The organism is Rhodobium orientis, assembly GCF_003258835.1.
Classification (GTDB): Bacteria; Pseudomonadota; Alphaproteobacteria; order Rhizobiales; family Rhodobiaceae; genus Rhodobium; species Rhodobium orientis.
On record NZ_NPEV01000050.1, the window covers coordinates 1 to 16,133 of the forward strand.

Below are 16,133 nucleotides of genomic sequence, written 5' to 3' on the forward strand. Positions count from 1 at the left end.
GTCGGCCTTGCGGCCTCCTCGCGATGACGAAATTGTTGCCGGGCCCCCTCTCAAGCACCCATCCCTACCGCCCCGACAGCAAAGGGTCCTCCAGCACCACCGCGTTCTCGCTGAGGAAATGGCGCAGCGCCATGACCAGGTGCCAGGCGTGGCGGTCGTCGCCGCGGGCCAGCGCGTCGCGGATGTCGTCGGCGATCATGTTGCGCACCACCTCCACCCCGCGGTGCTCGTGCATCAGATAGTTGCCGAGGGCGGCGGCGGCGATTTCCGGGATGTGTTCGTGTTCGGCAATCGCCAGGATCTCGTCTTCGTCGAGACCGCTGAGGGCGATGCAGTCTTCCAGCGAGATCATCACTCCCTCCACCTTTCTTCTTGCCTTTTTCCTCATATGGGGTGCGAAGACGCGCATTTCGATGCGGCAGAGCAAATAAAACCGGCGGGTTTCTGCGGCTTATCGACGCCGAAGCCTTGCGCCGGCTCACGAAATCGCGGGGTTTACCTTTGCGTTTCAAAACGACACGCGGGCCGCGGCACGGGGCTTGCTGGTTTTGGCCAAACCGGCACCCGACGCAGGACCCCAAATGCTCGACCGCAGATCGTTTCTGACCGCCGGCGGCGGATTTGCCGCCGCAGCCCTTGCCCCCGCCGCCCCGGCTGAGGCCAAGATCGAGCTTGCGGAGCTGCGCGGCTCCCTCGATGCGTCCCATTTCGGCGCACGGCCCGGTGCCGTCGACGACCAGAGCCGCATCCTGCAGATGGCCATCGACCAGGCGACGCGGGAGCACCGGCCGCTGTTCATCCCGCCGGGGCGCTACCAGGTCTCCAACCTCACGCTGCCGGACGGCGCGCAGATCGTCGGCATTCCCGACGAGACGCAACTCGTCTACCAGGGCGGCGGCCATTTCCTCCTCGGCGAAAAGGCCGAACGGCTGTCGCTGGAAGGCATCGTCATCGACGGATCCAACCGGCTGCTTGAGGACTACGCCCCGGGCCTCGTCCATTTCATCGACGTGGAGCGGGTGACGATCGCCAATTGCTCGATCTCCGGCAGCGCCATGAACGGCATTTCGCTGCACCGCTGCGGCGGGCGCATCGAGCGCTCTACGGTCTCCGGCGCCGGCCAGGCCGCCATCCAGACCATGGAGGCCAAGGGCCTTGCGATCCGGGACAATGTGGTCAGCAACTGCGCCAATGGCGGCATCCTTATCCATCGCTGGACCGAGGGCGACGACGGCACGCTCGTCACCGGCAACCGGGTCGAAGAGATCTACGCCCGGGACGGCGGCACCGGCCAGAACGGCAACGGCATCAATGTCTTTCGCGCCCACAACGTGATGGTCGCCAACAACCGGGTGACGAATTGCGCGTTCTCCGCCATCCGCTCCAATGCCGGCTCGAACGTCCAGATCACCGCCAATAGCTGCCTGAAATCGGGTGAGACGGCGATCTATTCGGAATTCGCCTTTGAGGGCGCCATCATTTCCGACAACATCGTCGACGGCGGCGCCAACGGCATCTCCGTCGTCAATTTCCGCGAGGGCGGCCGGCTCGCCACCGTCTCCGGAAACCTCGTGCGCAACATGACCACCCTCGGCCCCTACACCTCCGAGCCGCCGGGCTTCGGCACCGGCATCGCCGCAGAAGGCGACACCACAATTGCCAACAACGTCGTTGAGAACGTGCCGCTCTACGGCCTTGCCCTCGGCTGGGGGCCGCATATGCGAAACGTCACCGCCAGCGGCAACATCGTGCGCAACGCCAAGGTCGGCATTGCCGTTTCCGTCGTCGACGGCGTCGGCCCGGCGGTCGTTGCCAACAACATCCTGGAAGGGACCGCCGACGGCGCCGTCGTCGGCTTCCGCTGGGCGGAGCGGGCGAGCGACGACCTCGTCGACGACGGCGGCGACGCCTTTGCCGGCCTCACCGTCGCCAACAACATCGCCCGCTGAGACCGCCGTGCCGCGGCACGAGGGTCAATCGCCCGTTACCGCCAATGCCGAAAATTGCGGCAAATTAACCGGGCTTTCACGGCAGCCACCGTATAAAGGTCCACCTTCAACCGTCGGCGCGCCCGCCTGCGCCAGGATCCGTGGACGATGCACCAGACGACGCTTGCCCGTACCACATTGAACTGGACGGCGTACCATTCGCTCGCCGACTGCGCCGCGCTCTGGTGCGAGTTCCAGAAGCGCGCGATCCGCACGCCCTACCAGCGCTTCGAGTGGATCAATAGCTGGATGGAGACTTTTGGGCGGCGCGACGGCACCGAGCCGCTGATCGTCGTCGGCTTCGACGGCGAGACACCGCGAATCCTGCTGCCGCTCGCCGTCGACCGGGAACTGGGCGCCAGGCGCCTCACCTGGCTCGCCGGCGACTGGTGCGACTATGCCATGCCGCTGATCGCGCCGGAGCTTGCCGAGACGCTCACCGAGGCCGACGTCGCGACGATCTGGCGGACCGTTTCGGAGATCGCCGGCGGCGCCGACTATCTGCTCCTGGAACGCCAGCCGCTGAAGCTCGGCGACTTCGACAATCCCTTTGCGCGCTATGACGCGCGCCGCTTCACCTCCAAGGCCTATGCGCTGCGGATCGGCGGCGACTGGGAGAGCTTTTACGCGCGCATGCACAGCACCAAGTCGCGGCGACGCCTGCGCGACAAGGAAAAGCGCATCAAGCGCTGCGGCGAGATCGTCTTTCGAAAGCTCTCCGGCGCCACGGATATCCATGGCGGGGTCGCCGAACTGCTCGACTGGAAGGTCGCCCAGATCCTGGAGCGCGGCGCCTTCAATCCGTTCGACGACACCACCAGCGACATGTTCCTTGCCCATGTGCTGACCAGCGCGCCGGAATTCGCCCGCATCTACGCCATGGACGTCGGCGGCAAGATGGTCGCGGCGGCGATCGGCCTCGTCGACGGCAAGACGATCTCCATCTTCCAGCTCGCCTACGGGCCGGGACCGTGCGCGCGCTATTCGCCGGGCCGTATCCTGATCCACAAGGTGATGAAGGCGGCGATCGAGGAGCGGCTGGAAATCTTCGACTTCTCGCTCGGCGACGAGTCCTACAAGCTGGATGTGTGCGACATCCATGTAGAGATGATGCAGACATCGCATGCGATGACCGCAAGCGGCTGGCTGCCAGCGGCGCTGCACACCGCCAAGAGCATCGCCAAGCGGCGGGTCAAGGCCTCGGAGCGCCTGACGGCGGCGACCTTCGCCTTCAACCGCGCCGTCCACCGGCTCGGCTTTTCCTCGGTCGGCCGGGTGCGCAGCGACATCGATCCGGAACCGCCGACCACCAAGGCGCCGGTCAGCGCGCAGTCCTAGCGCCTTTCCCCAAGCGGAATTCGTCATCTTAGTTGCTTGATCGGTGCGTTGCCGGCGGACTAGGCTCCGCCTCAGCAACGGGTTTGCCGAAGAACCCGGACCGAGGCGGCACCGGAGATCATTTGCCCCAGGCCGAAAACATCGAGGAGCTGCTTTCGCGGACCGCACTCGGCGACCGGGAGGCCTTTCGCCTGCTCTACGTGCACACCTCGGCGAAACTTTTCGGCGTCTGCCTCCGTTTGCTGAAAGACAAGGCCCGGGCCGAAGACGCGCTGCAGGAGGTCTATGTCAAGATCTGGTCCAACGCTTCGAAATACGCCCCGTCCGGCTACAGCCCGATTTCCTGGCTGGTCGCGGTCGCCCGGAACCACGTCATCGACATCCTCCGGGCGGCAAAGCCGGAGGCGGTCGATATCGACGACGTTCCGGACGCGGCCGACGACGGACCGAACCCGGAACAGGTGTCGGAACGCCGCTCGACCCGGCGGGCGATCGAGGTCTGCCTCGACGAACTGGACAATGCTGCGGCGGAGGCCGTGCGCGGCGCCTATCTCGACGGCGACAGCTACCGGGAACTGGCGGAACGCCAGGAGGTGCCGCTCAACACCATGCGGACGCGGCTCAGGCGCAGCCTGATGAAACTTAGGGACTGCCTGGAACGATGAGTGCTGGCGACGACAAACGGCGGAAGGACGACGCGGCGATTGCCGAATACGCGCTCGGCGTTCTGCCGGCCGACGAGCGCGCCGCCCTTTCCCGCCGGCTCCAGGACGAGCCGGAGCTTCAGGCCGAGCTGCGCGCCTGGGAGGAGCGGTTCGCCCCGATCGCCGAGGAGGCAGTGCCCGTTGCCCCGCCGCCCGAGACCCTTTCGCGGATCGAAGACCGGCTGTTCGGCGCGCCGGCGCAAAAGCCCGGGATTTCTCGAAGCGCCCTCCTCTTCTGGCAGGGCCTCAGCGTCGCCTCGCTGGCCGCGCTGGTCGTCGTCGCAGCGCTGTTCCTCACCCGGCCCGGGCCGCAAGAGGCCGGGCCGACCTACGTTTCCGAACTGACCGCCGAGGACAAGGCCTTCCACCTCGTCGCGCTCTATGACGGCGAGGAAGGCGTCCTGCGCCTGCACCGCACAACCGGAGCGCCCGAAGGCGGGCACGATTTCGAGCTGTGGCTGATAGAGGGCGACAACGCGCCGGTCTCGCTCGGCTTGGTTCCGCGCGATCCGGCCGGCCGGCTCAAAATCCCCGGCGAGCTTGCCGGGCGGCTTGCCGGCGCAACGCTCGCCGTCAGCGACGAACCGGCCGGCGGCTCGCCCACCGGCGCGCCCACGGGGCCGGTCGTTGCCACCGGGCCGATCACGCCGATCTGATCGGGCGTGATCGATCCCTTCCGTTTTTTCCGCCTTTTTCCGAAACTTTTTTGAAAAGCGCTCCGTTGCTTGGCCTGTCCCACGAACGAGGACGTCAAACCAAGGAGCCACTACATGACTTCCAGGACCACCTCGATTTTCGCCGCCGCCGGTCTGGCACTTTCGCTCACCGCCGGTGCCGCGCTTGCCGAGAACCCGATGGTCGGCGGCGCGCCGATGTACGCGAACAAGAACATCGTGGAGAACGCGGTCAACTCCAAGGACCACGAGACGCTGGTCGCCGCCGTCAAGGCCGCCGGTCTGGTGGAGACGCTGCAGGGCAAAGGCCCGTTCACCGTCTTTGCGCCGACCGATGAGGCCTTCGAGATGCTGCCGGACGGCACCGTCGAGACGCTGCTGAAGCCTGAGAACAAGGACCAGCTCACCAAGATCCTGACCTGCCATGTGGTCGCGGCGGACGCCATGTCGGGCGCCATCAAGAAGATGGTCGCCGACGATGGCGGCATGCATCCGGTCAAGACCGTCGGCGGCTGCGAGTTCACCGCCATGACCAAGGACGGCAAGATCATGATCAAGGACGGCCAGGGCAACGTCGCCACCGTGACGATTGCCGACGTGGAACAGTCGAACGGCGTCATCCACGTCATCGACCACGTGCTGCTGCCGGCCTCGTAATCGGCATGGACTGCGGCCCCGCCCGGATTGCGCGGGGCCGCGGCTCCCTGAAACGATCGATCTCACTTAAACGTGCGTCAGTGTTGAGGCGCTTCGGCGTTTCAACATCGGGGCGAAGCACCCTATTTAAGGCCAACGACATTCAACGGAGGTATTTGCCATGAAACGCCGCGAGTTTCTCATTGCCGGCGGCGCCGTGGTCGCAGCAGCGGCCGGCAGTTTCGCCTATCTCGGCGGCTCCTTTGCCGATGAGAACAGCGTCGAGGGCGCGTTCGAGATCACCAAGACGCCGGAGCAATGGCGTACTGAGCTGACCGAGGCGGAGTTCGCCGTCCTTCGCGAGGAAGACACCGAGCGGGCCTACACCAGCGACCTTCTCAAGGAAAAGCGCGAGGGCACCTATGTCTGCGCCGGCTGCGCGCTGCCGCTCTATGCCTCCAAGACCAAATTCGACAGCGGCACCGGCTGGCCGAGCTTCTATCAGGCCCTCGACGGCGCGGTCGGGACCAAAGAGGACAACTCCCTGTTCGTCACCCGCACCGAGGTCCATTGCCGGCGCTGCGGTGGCCATCTCGGCCACATCTTCAACGATGGCCCGCCGCCGACCGGCAAGCGCCACTGCATTAATGGTGTCGCACTGGACTTCGAGGCGGCGTAGAGCCGAATCAGCCGAGCGAATGGCCACTGGATTGCCGCGTCGGCCTGTCGGCCTCCTCGCAATGACGCTGATTTTATAGAAGAATCCGTCATTGCGAGCGGAGCGAAGCAATCCAGTCTTTGGGCACCGTCTACACCTTCACCCGCTCCATCTTCGGATCGTAAAGCGGCCGCAACGACGCTTCGGCCGCAACGCGGGTGCCGGCGACGTCGATCTCGTAGGACGAGGCCAGCACTTCCGTCGCGCTTTCGCCCTTGCACGGAACGTAACCGAGGCAGATGGCGGCGCCGAGGTGGTGGCCGTAGGCGCCTGAGGTCAGGTGACCGGCGACCGCTCCGTCGCGAAGGATCGGTTCATTGTGATAGAGCAGCGGCTCGGGATCGGTGAGGCGGAACTGCACCAGCCGGCGCGACAGACCCTCCTCCCGCTTTTTCAGCACGGCGTCACGGCCGATGAAATCGCCCTTGTCGGTCTTCACGGCAAAGCCGAGGCCGGCTTCCAGCACATGGTCCTCGTCGGTGATGTCGTAGCCGAAATGGCGGAACGCCTTTTCCAGCCGGCAACTGTCGAGCGCATGCATGCCGCAGAGTTTCAGGCCATGCGCGCTTCCCGCCTCCTCCAGCACCTCAAAGACGTGCGCCGCCTGGTCGCTCGAGACATAGATCTCCCAGCCGAGTTCGCCGACATAGGTGATGCGGTGCACGCGGGCCATCGCCATGCCGATCTCAATCTCGCGCATGGTGCCGAAGGGATGAGCGTCGTTGGAGAAATCGTCCGGCGACACGGCCGCCATGATCTTGCGCGCGTTCGGCCCCATTAGCGCCAACACGGCCTCGGATGACGTCATGTCGGTGATCACCACATGGGCGTCGTCGTCCAGATGTCGACGCAGCCAGGCGAGGTCGCGCCGAAGCGTGGCGCCGGGCACGATGAGTAGGAAGGCGGTTTCTGAAAGCCTTGTAACGGTGAGGTCGCATTCGATGCCGCCGCGCGGGTTCAGCATCTGGGTGTAGACGATGCGGCCCGGTTCCACGTCGACGATGCCCGCGCAGAGCCGATCGAGGAAGCGGCAGGCGTCCCTGCCCTCCACCCGGATCTTGCCGAATGAGGTCATGTCGAAAAGGCCGGCGGCAGTGCGGACGGCCATGTGCTCGCGGGCGCTGTTGTCGAACCAGTTCTGGCGCTTCCAGGAGTAGCGGTACTCCGGCGCCTCGCCTTCGTCCGCGAACCAGTTGGCGCGCTCCCAGCCGGCCATTTCGCCGAATGCGCCCCCGCGCGCCTTCAGGTGTTCGTGCAGCGGCGAGCGGCGCAGGCCCCGCGCGGTCGCCGGCTGGCGATAGGGGAAGTGGTCGGCAAAGAGAAGGCCGAGGGTCTCGGTCACACGCGCCTTCAGATAAGCGCGATTGGCCTGGAACGGCTGGGCGCGGCGGATGTCGACGTCCCACAGATCGAAGGGCGGCGCGCCGTCGTCGATCCAGTGCGCCAGCGCCATGCCGGCGCCGCCGGAGGAGGCGATGCCGATGGAGTTGTAGCCGGCGGCGATCCAGTAACCGGCAAGCTCGGGCGCCTCGCCGAGATAGTAGCGGTCGTCCGGCGTGAAGCTCTCCGGGCCGTTGAAGAAGGTGTGGATGCCGGCCTCGGCGAGCATCGGCAGGCGGGAAACGGCCTTGTCGAGGATCGGCTCGAAATGGTCGAAGTCCTCGGGCAACTGGTCGAAGCAGAAATCGGCCGGAATGCCGTCCATGCCCCAGGGCTTGGCGACCGGCTCGAACGCGCCGACCAGCATCTTGCCGGCGTCCTCCTTGTAGTAGGCGTGCTCGTCCGGCACCCGCAGCACCGGCAGCGCCGGCAGGCCGTCGATGGACTCGGTGACCAGATAAAAGTGCTCGCAGGCGTGGAGCGGCAGGGTGACGCCGGAGCGGGCGGCAAGCTCGCGCGCCCACATGCCCGCGCAATTGACGACGACGTCCGTCTCGATGCGGTGCGGTTCGCCGTTCGTCTCGCAGATCACGCCGGTGACGCGCATGCCATTGCTGAGGACTTCGGCGACCGCGACGTCCTCAAAGACCTTCACGCCCCTGTTGCGCGCGCCTTTCGCCAATGCCATCGCCACATTCGCCGGGTCGCACTGGCCGTCGCCGGGAAGGTGGATCGCCGCGGTGACGCCCTCGGCGTTGAGGTACGGGTAGAGCTCGGCAAGGCGTTCGGGCGATATCTCGTCGGCCTCGACGCCGAAGGCGCGGGCGAAGGCCGCCTGGCGCAGCAGTTCCTCGCGGCGCTCGTCGGTCAGCGCGACCGTGATCGAGCCGTTGCGGCGCATGCCGGTGGCGATCCCGGTCTCCTCCTCCAGGCGCTCATAGAGGTCGGCGGAGTATTTGGCGAGCCGGGTCAGGTTGGGCGAGGCGCGGAGCTGGCCGATCAGGCCGGCGGCGTGCCAGGTCGTGCCCGAGGTGAGCTTCTTCCTTTCCAGCAGCACCACGTCCTGCCAACCGAGCTTTGCCAGGTGATAGGCGATCGAGCAGCCGGAGACGCCGCCCCCGATGATGACGGCGCGGGCCTTGGTCGGCAGGTCGGCCATGGTGGACTCCTTCAAGGGGATGGCAGGCTGGGGTGGCAACGCCTCAAGCGGCAATAGACCGGCGGTGAGCAGACCCAGAAGATGACGGTCTCCCGTTTGCCGGGGTTGCGCCAGCGGGTCGGGCGGTCGCGGAACTGGAAGCTGTCGCCCTCGCCGAGCCGGAATGTCCGCTCGCCAATGCTCAGTTCCAGTTCTCCGGAGACGACGACGCCGCCGTCATTGGTCGGGCGGGCCGGCAGGGGACCGCTTTCGGTGCCCGGCGCAAAGACCGAGCGCAGCATCTCGAAATCCCCGGACAGGTCCGGCGACAGCAATTCCTCGGTGAGGCCGGTCTCGCTGGTGCCGAGCTGCTGGCGGGCGCCGACACGGACGATCAGGCCGCGCTCTTCGGCCGGAGCGTCTTCGTTGCGGAAGAAAAAGCTGATCGGCACGGAGAAGAACCGCGAAATGATCCTGAGATCGGCGATGGAGGCGCTGCCAAGGCCGCGTTCGACCTGGCTGAGCCAGCCGACGGAGCGTTTCAGTTCCGCGGCAAGCTCGGTCAGCGGCACCTTCCGGCTCTTGCGCAACAGGCGGATATCCGCACCGACGCCGGAATGTCCGGCACGTGGGGGGTCGGAAGCCGTTCCTTCCGTTCTGGAGGACCTGCCCAAAATCTTACTCCGAAGTTGAATAAAATGAAAATATTTTCATTTCTACTTTTTCTGAAATCAAATTTCAATCCGTATCTTACATTATACGCATTTTGTATGACGGCGGATGGCATGTCCGCGGGACAGCAAAACGCCGCCTCGTGGAAGGTCCTCGACCTGTGAAGGGCATGTTTAACGCCTACAACCACCCGTAACTACGGCGCCCGCACCGGGACATATACAATTTTATCGATTTACATCGTAGAAAACACACGAATTCGGCGAATAAATTGCGTCGAGTATTAGATGTAAACCAGAAACAGATAACTATCATGTAACTAATACTCCCTAAGATGCCCAACCGAATTGGGTCGAGTCTTCAGCAATGCCACGTGGAACCAAAGCACTGAAACAGCGAGCAGTCACGGACGCCCTTGTCCTGGGCGTGGGTGCGGTCGTGCTTTGGCGGGTCGGCCATCGCCTCGATATCTTCGAGTCCATCGTGGGGTTCATCGAAAGTCACGAGTCCTGGGAACTCGACGAACTCGTCGTCGCGCTCATCGCGCTTGGCCTGGCCGGTTTCATCTATTCGGCACGGCGGCTCGCGGACCTCAGATACGAATATGGGCGCCGGATGAGGGCGGAGGCCGACGCCAGATGGTCGGCGCAACACGATGCGCTGACCGGGCTGCCCAACCGGCGCTTCCTGGAAGAGCGGTTTCGCGAGCTGAGCGAGCCGCCGAACCAGCGGTCCTTCGCTCTCCTGCTCATCGACCTCAACGGCTTCAAGCGCATCAACGACCTGCGCGGCCACGACGTCGGCGACCGGCTGCTGGAGACTGTCGCGGAACGGCTGGTCGAGACGATCCCGAACGGCACGGTCGCCCGCTATGGCGGCGACGAATTCATGGCACTCCTGCCCGGCAAGAACCGCGACCAGGCGGCCGAGGTCGCCGATGCGGTCCTGAAGGCGTTTGCCGTGCCGGCCTATATCGACGGCCACCCTTACCGGGTCGGCACCGCGATCGGCATTGCCGGCTATCCCTGCCACACCGACCAGGTGGAGGACCTGGTCCGGCTGGCCGATATCGCCATGTACCGGGCGAAAACGACGCTCGGCGACGGTGCGATCGTCTTCAATTCGTCCTTCCTGACGGACCTGCACCGCACGGAGGAGGGCGAGAAGGCGCTCGCCGATGCCATGCGGCGCGGCCAGATCCGGCCGCACTACCAGCCGCTGATCGATCTTTCCGACGGACACGTTATCGGCTGCGAGGCTTTGGCACGGTGGGAGCGGGACGACGGCTCCTTCGTGCCGCCGGGCGAGTTCATTCCGCTTGCGGAATCCATGGGCGTCATCGACGGGCTGTCCTTCGATCTCCTCAGGCAGGCCTGCCGCGACGTCATCTCGTGGGATGCGCCGATCTTCCTGTCGTTCAACCTTTCGGCCGTGCAGTTCGAAGATCCCTCGCTCGCCCTCAAGATCCTCGCCATCCTCAACGAGACCGGCGTTGCGCCCACGCGGCTGGAACTGGAAATCACCGAAAGCGTCTTCGTTCACAACGAGGCGACGACGCTCGCCGTCATCGACCAGTTGCGGCAGCTCGGCATCCGCATCGCGCTCGACGATTTCGGCACCGGCTATTCGAGCCTGTCGCGCCTGGCCAACCTGTCGATCGACCGGGTCAAGATCGATCACAGCTTCGTCGGCCGCTGCCTTGACGACGCGCGAAGCATGAGCGTCGTCAAGGCGATCGTCTCGCTGAGCCGGACCCTCGGGCTTTCGGTGACGGCGGAAGGCATCGAGACGCAGCCGCAATACGCGCGGCTGAAGAAGATCGGCTGCAATGTCGGCCAGGGCTTCCTGTTCGGCAAGGCGCTTCCGGCCGCGGACTTCCACCGCCTGCTGCAGGACGCCAGCGCGAGGCCCCTGCTGGCGAGCCGGCGGGCGTAAGACGCGTCACCGGAAGAGACCGTTCCGCTCCTCAAGCCAGACGAGATAGGCGCTGTGGTCGAGCTCCGCGCCGCCCGGCCTTGTCGCAAGCTCGCGATAGGCCGTGCGCGCCGCCTCCGTCAGCGGCAGGGTCAGGCCCGCCGCCTCGGCCGCGGCGACGGCGTTTTCCAGATCCTTGAGCTGCATGCGCACCGCGCCGCCGGGCGTCCAGTTGCGGTCCAGCATGCGCTGGCCGTGCAGTTCCAGGATGCGCGAGGTGGCGAACCCGCCCATCAGCGTCTCGCGCACGGCGACCGGGTCGCAGCCGGTCTTTTCGGCGAGCAATAATCCTTCCGAGACCGCACCGATGGTGACCCCGACGATCGCCTGGTTGACGAGCTTGGCCGCCTGGCCGGCGCCGTGGCCGCCCACAAAGGTCGGCCGGCCCATGCTTTCGAACAACGGCCTGGCGCGGGCGAAATCCGCCTCCTCGGCGCCCGCCATGATGACCAGCGAGGCCGCGATTGCGCCGGCCTCGCCACCGGAGACCGGCGCATCGATATGGGCGTGGCCCGCTTCGCCGAGCCGCGCGGCGTGGTCGCGGGCGATTTCCGGTGCGATCGACGACATGTCGATAAAGAGCGCTCCCCGCCGGGCCGCTTCCGCCGCGCCGCCCGTGCCGAAATAGAGATCCGTTACAGCGCCGCCGTCGGCGACCATGGTGATAACCGCATCGGCGTCCGCAACCGCATCGGCAACGCCTGTCGCCACCCGCACCACGTCGGCGAGCGCCTCGGCCTTGCCGCCGGTCCGGTTCCAGACCGCGACATCGAATCCGGCAGCAGCAATATTGCGGGCCATCGGCGCGCCCATGATGCCGGTGCCGAGAAAAGCGATCCGCGCGATCTCCATCGCCCCTCTCCTTTTGCAATCAGGGCCGGTCGAATTCCAGAATGAAGTTGTTGGCCGGCATTTCGTGGATGGCGGCAAGGAACAGGCCATCGCGCGCTGCCGGCGCTTCGATCTCGGCGATATCGCGCACGCCCCAGGAGGGATCCTGGGCCTTCAGCGAGGCATCGAAGCGCTGATTGCTGTCGGCGGTGTGGGCGCCGCCGCGGGTGAAGGGGCCGTAGAAGAGCAGCGCCCCGCCCGGCTTCAGGTAGCGTCCCGCGGCCGACAGGATACCGAGGGTCACGGCAAACGGCGCGATGTGGGTGATGTTGATGGCAAGGATCGCGGAGAGATTACCGAGCGGCGGCTGGTCGTCGCCCTCGAACGTCCAGTCCCGCGCCGACGCATCGAGGACGCGTGCCGGCATGATGTTGGGAAGGCCGGCGTGACGCCGCCAGGCTTCGATGCTCTCCACATGGGCGGGCTCGGCATCCGTCGGCCACCACACGAGATCGGGAAAGGTCTCGGCAAAGGCAACCGCATGCTGGCCGGTGCCGCTGGCAATTTCCAGGGCGTGGCCGGGCTCGCCGAGCGTCAGCACCTTTCGCGCAATGGCGAGAATCGGATCGCGGTTGCGGTGAAAGGCGGCAGCATCGAGCCGCGAATCGTGGGCGTGCTCGCCGGCGCGTTGATCGAAGCGCCGCGTCCATTCCGGCATTTCGTCGGTCCCCTCCATTGTGCCGCGTTTGCGGTCGTCTGGCCCAACCATAGCAAACCTTGCCGGAATTGCGCGCGAGGTCTTCAAGGATTTCGCCTTTGCCGGCTATAGTCGGCGCCCGTCTCCGGACCTACCTCCTTTCAACGCCGCTGTGAGTACCCGATGGCCCTGCCCCCAATCCTCCAAGGTCTTGCCCTTCCCGCCGTCGGCGCACCGATGTTCCTGATCGCCCGACCGAAGCTGGTGATCGCCCAGTGCCGGGCCGGCATCGTCGGCTCCTTTCCCGCGCTCAACGCCCGGCCCAAGGAGCTGCTTTCCGACTGGCTGAAGGAGATTTCCGAGGCACTCGATGCGCACAACCAGGCCCATCCGGACGCCCCCGCCGCGCCCTTCGCGGTCAACCAGATCGTCCACCGCTCCAACGACCGGCTGATGCACGACCTCGAGGTTTGCGTGACGCACCGGGTGCCGATCGTCATCACCTCGCTCGGCGCCCGCGAGGAGGTCACCGAGGCGGTCCATTCCTATGGCGGCATCGTGCTGCACGACGTCATCAACGACCGGTTCGCCAGGAAGGCCATCGAAAAGGGCGCCGACGGGCTGATCGCGGTCGCCGCCGGCGCCGGCGGCCATGCCGGCACCACCTCGCCCTTTGCCCTGATCCAGGAGATCCGCGCCTGGTTCGACGGACCGCTGCTCCTGTCCGGCGCGATCGCCACCGGCGGCGCGGTGCTCGCGGCGCAAGCGATGGGCGCCGACCTTGCCTATATCGGCTCGGCCTTCATTGCCTCTGAGGAAGCCGAGACCGATCCCGCCTACAAGCAGATGATCGTCGACGGCGCCTCACCGGACATCGTCTATTCGAACTATTTTTCAGGGGTGCACGGCAACTATCTGAAGCCATCGGTGATAAACGCCGGCTTCGATCCGGACGACCTGCCGGACGGCGATGTGTCGACCATGGACTTCGCCAGCCGCGAAGCGGCGGGCGGCGACAAGCCGAAGGCGTGGAAGACGATCTGGGGTGCCGGACAGGGCATCGGCGCCGTCAGGGAAATCGCTCCGGCGGGCGAGATCGTCGCCCGGATGAAGGCGGAATACGCGGCAGCGCGGGCGCGGCTCTGCGCCGGGCCGTGAGCGCTTAGTGCCTTTGGGCCTTTTCGGCCTCGGCTTCCGCGATCTTCTGCGACAGCGCCTCGCCGTCGGCGGTCAGGAGAACCGCGCCGCGCGCGGTTTCCTCGGCGAAGCCTTCCTCGACCAGACCGTCGCGAACCCAGATCGGCAGCGTGCGAGCCGGATAGTCGCGATACATTTCCAGGAGGATTTCGCGGTAGAGGTTGCCGTTGGCCATGATCGCCCTCATTCCCCAAATTGACCGTCCCCAGTTGACGTTAAAAATGGTTAACGAACGGTGAAAGCTTGCGGCCAACGGCGCCATTACTTGCGATTCGCGTCCCGCGTGCAACCGACGGCATTCCAATACCGCCGCCGGATCGGACGCCCTCTTGTGCAGGTGCACATCCGGCATTTCCTTGAGCCCGACATGGCCCTACAAAGTGTCAATGACATCCCCCGTTCCGGCCGAGGCCGGCCCCCTTTCCTCTCCTGCCGTTCGCGCCACCCTGTGGATGGCCGGCGCCGCCGTCACGCTCGCCGTCAGCGCCGTGCTGATCCGCATCGCCGGTCAGACGCTCAACACCTTCGTCATCGTCTTTTTCCGCAATTTCATCGCCGTCATCCTGATGGCGCCGTTCCTCTGCTGGCCGCGGCCGCTCGGCGTCGTGCCGCATCGCCCGAAGCTCCTGATGCTGCGCGCCGTCTTCGCGTTCTTCACCATGTCGATGTGGTTCGGGGCGCTCGCCCACCTGCCGACCGGCGAGGCGGTGGCGCTCAATTTCACGGCGCCGGTCTTCACGACGATCCTTGCCGCCCTGTTCATCGGCGAGCGCGTGCGGTTCCACCGGCTTTCCGCCGTGACTGTCGGCATCGTCGGCGTGCTCATCATCCTGCAGCCGGGCTTTTCCACGGTCACGCCCTACCACGCGCTGCCGCTGGCCGCGGCGATGACCATGGCGGCCGGCAGCGTGATGATCCGGCAACTCGCCCAGAGCGACCATCCGAACGTCATCATCTTCTACACCAGCCTCTTCGTGATGCCGCTGGTGACGCCGTTCGCCGTCGCCAACTGGCAGACGCCGACCGGTGCGGAATGGCTGCTGCTGATCGCCATCGGCATCACCACCACCCTCACCCACCAGTGCATGACGCGGGCGTTCAAGACGGCGGAAGCAAGCTTCGTTGCCGGCATCAGCTTCCTGCGCCTGCCGCTGGCGGTGCTCGCCGCCTGGCTCGTCTTCGACGAGTGGCCGAAGGGCGCGATCTGGCTCGGCGGGATCATCATCGTCGCGGCCAACGTCTACATCGCCCACCGGGAGCTGACGCTCGCCCGGCGCAGCCGCATTTCGGCAGAGAACGACCTCAGCTAGCCGCGGGGCGCGCCCGGCGCTGCTCGGCAAAGACGTTGACGAGGTTGCCGGCGACGATGACGGCACCGCCGACGAACACCCAGACCTCCAGCGGCTCGCCGTAGACGAGGAGCCCGAGGATGGCGATCACCGGCAGGCGGGCGAACTCGATCGGCGCGACGACGGAGGCCGGTGCACAGGAGAGCGCCATGGTCAGGCAATAGTGGGCGGAGAGCCCGCAGATGCCGACGACGACGACCCACGGCGCAAGGCCGGCGGAGAACATGGTCATGCCGCCTGGCAGCGCGCAGGCGAACCCCATCACGCTCTGGCTCGCCGTCATCCAGAACAGGATGCAGAGCGTGGAATCGGTGCGCGACAGGCGCTTGGTCAGCATGGTGTTGAGGGCAAAGCCGAGGGCGCAGGCAAGGCCCGCCGCATGGCCCCATTCCAGCGGCACCACGCCCGGCCGGGCAATGATGAGAACGCCGAAAAAGCCGCAGACGGCGGCCAGCACGCGCCAGCGCGTCAACGGCTCCAAGAGGATGAAGGGCGCGAGCACGGCGACCCAGATCGGGTTGGTGAATTCCAGCGCCACGAGTTGGGCGAGCGGAATGGTGGCGATGCCGAAGAACCACAGGTTCTGGGCCGAGAAGTGGAAGATGTTGCGCAGGAGATGGAGCCCGGCGCGCTGCGTTTTGACCTCGCCGAACCGTCCGGCGACGGCGATCACCGCGACGACGATGGCAAGGCCGATCACCGAGCGGTAGGCCATCAGCTCGAAGGTATCGAGCTCGGCGGCGATTTCCCGGCCGGCGACGGCCATCGCCGAAAAGGAGGCGATGGCACCAAGCATCCACAGGGCGGCCGCGAACGGGCGGGAGGCAGCGGTCATGA

At 66.0% G+C, this 16,133-nt stretch carries 16 protein-coding genes; 9 read left to right on the top strand and 7 right to left on the bottom strand.

Annotated elements, in window-relative coordinates:
• Positions 1–64 precede the first annotated feature (64 nt).
• The gene (locus CH339_RS18680; protein WP_111435933.1) at positions 65–352 is read right to left on the bottom strand and encodes a hypothetical protein; all 288 of its coding nucleotides are present in this window, start codon (positions 350–352) and stop codon (positions 65–67) included.
• Positions 353–581: 229 nt separating this feature from the next.
• Here CH339_RS18680 and CH339_RS18685 point away from each other — a divergent pair, with 229 nt between their 5' ends.
• The 6 genes from CH339_RS18685 to msrB all read left to right on the top strand — a co-directional run bounded on the left by CH339_RS18685 (position 582) and on the right by msrB (position 6,019).
• A complete protein-coding gene (locus CH339_RS18685; protein ID WP_111435897.1) occupies positions 582–1,949 on the top strand; it encodes a TIGR03808 family TAT-translocated repetitive protein in 1,368 nt (455 codons plus the stop codon).
• A 147-nt stretch (positions 1,950–2,096) separates the two neighbouring features.
• Positions 2,097–3,326 (top strand): GNAT family N-acetyltransferase, encoded by a 1,230-nt coding sequence (locus CH339_RS18690; RefSeq protein ID WP_111435898.1) that lies wholly within the window; start codon positions 2,097–2,099, stop codon positions 3,324–3,326.
• Positions 3,327–3,448: 122 nt separating this feature from the next.
• Positions 3,449–3,991 (top strand): sigma-70 family RNA polymerase sigma factor, encoded by a 543-nt coding sequence (locus tag CH339_RS18695; protein ID WP_111435934.1) that lies wholly within the window; start codon positions 3,449–3,451, stop codon positions 3,989–3,991.
• Positions 3,988–4,686: an anti-sigma factor gene (locus CH339_RS18700; protein ID WP_111435899.1), complete on the top strand. Its 699-nt coding sequence runs from the start codon at positions 3,988–3,990 to the stop codon at positions 4,684–4,686. Before CH339_RS18695 ends, CH339_RS18700 begins: the two co-directional genes overlap by 4 nt.
• A 114-nt stretch (positions 4,687–4,800) precedes the next feature.
• Positions 4,801–5,361 carry a fasciclin domain-containing protein gene (locus CH339_RS18705; protein WP_111435900.1) on the top strand — a complete coding sequence of 187 codons (561 nt, stop codon included), beginning with the start codon at positions 4,801–4,803 and terminating at the stop codon, positions 5,359–5,361.
• Between the two features lie 160 nt (positions 5,362–5,521).
• On the top strand, positions 5,522–6,019 hold the full coding sequence (gene msrB / locus CH339_RS18710; RefSeq protein WP_111435901.1) for a peptide-methionine (R)-S-oxide reductase MsrB: 498 nt from the start codon (positions 5,522–5,524) through the stop codon (positions 6,017–6,019).
• Positions 6,020–6,149: 130 nt separating this feature from the next.
• Here the strand turns inward: msrB and CH339_RS18715 are convergent, their stop codons facing one another.
• The gene (locus tag CH339_RS18715) at positions 6,150–8,597 is read right to left on the bottom strand and encodes a GcvT family protein (protein ID WP_111435902.1); all 2,448 of its coding nucleotides are present in this window, start codon (positions 8,595–8,597) and stop codon (positions 6,150–6,152) included.
• An 11-nt stretch (positions 8,598–8,608) separates the two neighbouring features.
• The gene (locus CH339_RS18720; protein WP_244668893.1) at positions 8,609–9,166 is read right to left on the bottom strand and encodes a helix-turn-helix domain-containing protein; all 558 of its coding nucleotides are present in this window, start codon (positions 9,164–9,166) and stop codon (positions 8,609–8,611) included.
• Between the two features lie 520 nt (positions 9,167–9,686).
• On the opposite strand from CH339_RS18720, the gene CH339_RS18725 reads away from it, so the two are divergent.
• Positions 9,687–11,183: a putative bifunctional diguanylate cyclase/phosphodiesterase gene (locus tag CH339_RS18725; RefSeq protein ID WP_170138580.1), complete on the top strand. Its 1,497-nt coding sequence runs from the start codon at positions 9,687–9,689 to the stop codon at positions 11,181–11,183.
• A gap of 6 nt (positions 11,184–11,189) precedes the next feature.
• On the opposite strand, the gene CH339_RS18730 is transcribed toward CH339_RS18725, so the two are convergent.
• Both CH339_RS18730 and CH339_RS18735 read right to left on the bottom strand, forming a co-directional pair.
• Positions 11,190–12,074 (bottom strand): NAD(P)-dependent oxidoreductase, encoded by an 885-nt coding sequence (locus CH339_RS18730; protein WP_111435905.1) that lies wholly within the window; start codon positions 12,072–12,074, stop codon positions 11,190–11,192.
• A gap of 19 nt (positions 12,075–12,093) precedes the next feature.
• Positions 12,094–12,789 (bottom strand): DUF938 domain-containing protein, encoded by a 696-nt coding sequence (locus tag CH339_RS18735; RefSeq protein WP_245408172.1) that lies wholly within the window; start codon positions 12,787–12,789, stop codon positions 12,094–12,096.
• 144 nt (positions 12,790–12,933) lie between these two features.
• On the opposite strand from CH339_RS18735, the gene CH339_RS18740 reads away from it, so the two are divergent.
• Positions 12,934–13,908, top strand: coding sequence for an NAD(P)H-dependent flavin oxidoreductase (locus tag CH339_RS18740; RefSeq protein ID WP_111435906.1), 975 nt, complete (start codon positions 12,934–12,936; stop codon positions 13,906–13,908).
• 4 nt (positions 13,909–13,912) lie between these two features.
• Here the strand turns inward: CH339_RS18740 and CH339_RS18745 are convergent, their stop codons facing one another.
• Complete coding sequence (locus tag CH339_RS18745) at positions 13,913–14,122, bottom strand: hypothetical protein (RefSeq protein WP_146610242.1); 210 nt, start codon at positions 14,120–14,122, stop codon at positions 13,913–13,915.
• Between the two features lie 211 nt (positions 14,123–14,333).
• Here CH339_RS18745 and CH339_RS18750 point away from each other — a divergent pair, with 211 nt between their 5' ends.
• On the top strand, positions 14,334–15,257 hold the full coding sequence (locus CH339_RS18750; RefSeq protein WP_111435908.1) for a DMT family transporter: 924 nt from the start codon (positions 14,334–14,336) through the stop codon (positions 15,255–15,257).
• Here the strand turns inward: CH339_RS18750 and CH339_RS18755 are convergent.
• Entirely contained in the window at positions 15,250–16,131 is an 882-nt protein-coding gene (locus tag CH339_RS18755; RefSeq protein ID WP_111435909.1) for a DMT family transporter, read from the bottom strand. The genes CH339_RS18750 and CH339_RS18755 overlap by 8 nt on opposite strands.
• Between the last annotated feature and the right edge of the window lie 2 nt (positions 16,132–16,133).

Bases quoted from the DNA above. Each gene is read 5' to 3' on its own strand.
- CH339_RS18755 (WP_111435909.1), bottom strand. From the start codon at position 16,131: ATGACCGCTGCCTCCCGCCCGTTCGCGGCCGCCCTGTGGATGCTTGGT.
- CH339_RS18705 (WP_111435900.1), top strand. From the start codon at position 4,801: ATGACTTCCAGGACCACCTCGATTTTCGCCGCCGCCGGTCTGGCACTT.
- CH339_RS18750 (WP_111435908.1), top strand. From the start codon at position 14,334: ATGACATCCCCCGTTCCGGCCGAGGCCGGCCCCCTTTCCTCTCCTGCC.
- CH339_RS18680 (WP_111435933.1), bottom strand. From the start codon at position 352: ATGATCTCGCTGGAAGACTGCATCGCCCTCAGCGGTCTCGACGAAGAC.
- CH339_RS18715 (WP_111435902.1), bottom strand. From the start codon at position 8,597: ATGGCCGACCTGCCGACCAAGGCCCGCGCCGTCATCATCGGGGGCGGC.
- CH339_RS18735 (WP_245408172.1), bottom strand. From the start codon at position 12,789: ATGGAGGGGACCGACGAAATGCCGGAATGGACGCGGCGCTTCGATCAA.
- CH339_RS18685 (WP_111435897.1), top strand. From the start codon at position 582: ATGCTCGACCGCAGATCGTTTCTGACCGCCGGCGGCGGATTTGCCGCC.
- CH339_RS18730 (WP_111435905.1), bottom strand. From the start codon at position 12,074: ATGGAGATCGCGCGGATCGCTTTTCTCGGCACCGGCATCATGGGCGCG.
- CH339_RS18690 (WP_111435898.1), top strand. From the start codon at position 2,097: ATGCACCAGACGACGCTTGCCCGTACCACATTGAACTGGACGGCGTAC.
- CH339_RS18700 (WP_111435899.1), top strand. From the start codon at position 3,988: ATGAGTGCTGGCGACGACAAACGGCGGAAGGACGACGCGGCGATTGCC.
- CH339_RS18740 (WP_111435906.1), top strand. From the start codon at position 12,934: ATGGCCCTGCCCCCAATCCTCCAAGGTCTTGCCCTTCCCGCCGTCGGC.
- msrB (WP_111435901.1), top strand. From the start codon at position 5,522: ATGAAACGCCGCGAGTTTCTCATTGCCGGCGGCGCCGTGGTCGCAGCA.
- CH339_RS18745 (WP_146610242.1), bottom strand. From the start codon at position 14,122: ATGGCCAACGGCAACCTCTACCGCGAAATCCTCCTGGAAATGTATCGC.